Annotated in this window: 1 pseudogene; it reads right to left on the reverse strand. The window is 74.8% G+C overall.

The features are described from left to right. Positions 1 to 1,212, reverse strand: a pseudogene (locus CVM50_RS16570) (DNA cytosine methyltransferase); the annotation flags it as partial.

Consider the following 1,212-nt stretch of genomic DNA (forward strand, 5'->3'; position numbering starts at 1 on the left):
TGCCGGCGATGTCGAGGGTGACCAGGTCGCCGCCGTCCCAGGCGCCATGGGCGCGCAGGAACTCTGCCACTTCGCGCGCCCTGGCCTGGTGCGCTTCCGTGAAGGGCGGGGCCTGCCGGGCGGCTTGCATATGGGCCATCCGGTCCTTCACGGTGATTGTGTGGCAGGGCGCATCGGTGCGGGCGCCATCCCCGGTGCCGTAGTACTTGGCAAAGAAGGTGGCGACGGGCGTCTGATGGCTGCCGCTGGCCGCGACGGTGGACAGAGGGTCCCGTGCGCCGTGGCCTGCGTGGGCGCTCATGCGCGGCCCGCCGTTCTGCTGGGCGATGAATGCGGCGCAGGCGGCGTGCTTGGCGCCGCCCGCCACCACGGTCCCGAGGGGGCGCCCGAGATCCAGCGCGCGGGGCGCCTGGCCGGGCCGCTCGCCGTAGCCGGTCTGGACCAGCGTCGGCAGCAGGACGGCGTTCTGGTCCTTCGTGCGGGCGCAGATCGTGTGCAGGGGCCGCGTGGCGTCGCGGGTGTTCCCGCCTTGCTGGGCATAGGTCAGCACGGGGGCGACGACCGCGTGCTGGACGCCGCGCCCGGTGATAGTGCCCAGGGGATCGGTCAGCGGGTACTCCCGGCGCCCGCCGCTGTCGCCATGGGCGATGCTGGCAAGACAAGGCGCGAGCAGGCCAAGCGGCGCCGCGCCGCCCGGGCGCTTCACCCAGCTGTTGGCCGTGATGGTCGGGGCCGGGGTGCGCAGGTCAGCCCCCGTGGCGCCGGTGTTGAAGCGGGTGAGGCTGGGGGCCAGCAGGGCACTGTGACCGCCGCCGGCCAGCACCGTCGGGTGCGGTGCGCCAAGCGCGCTATCCCGCCGGTCCGTCCCCTTGAGGGACAGGAGGCTGGGCGCCACGGCGGCCTTCTCACCCCGGCGCGCGGCGGTGATGGTGCGGACCGGCTCCTCTGCCGCCTCCACCCGCCCGCCGTGGGTGAGGTTGACCAGGAAGGGTGCCTCGGCCTCCAGCACGTAGCGCGCGACGCCGCGGGCGATGCGCGCGAGGGTGTTGTCGGCCAGGGGGCGGACGGCACGCAGGCCGAGGCGCGCGCGGATCTCCTCGGCGCTGTCGAAGATCGAGGGGCAGGGGATGGACCAGTCGATGCACTCCGCGGCCGTGCGCCAGGGCTGCAGCGCGCCCGCGATCACGCGGGGATCGTCCGGCGCCCCGTGGG

This window comes from Pseudooceanicola marinus (genome assembly GCF_002786295.1).
GTDB lineage: Bacteria > Pseudomonadota > Alphaproteobacteria > Rhodobacterales > Rhodobacteraceae > Pseudooceanicola > Pseudooceanicola marinus.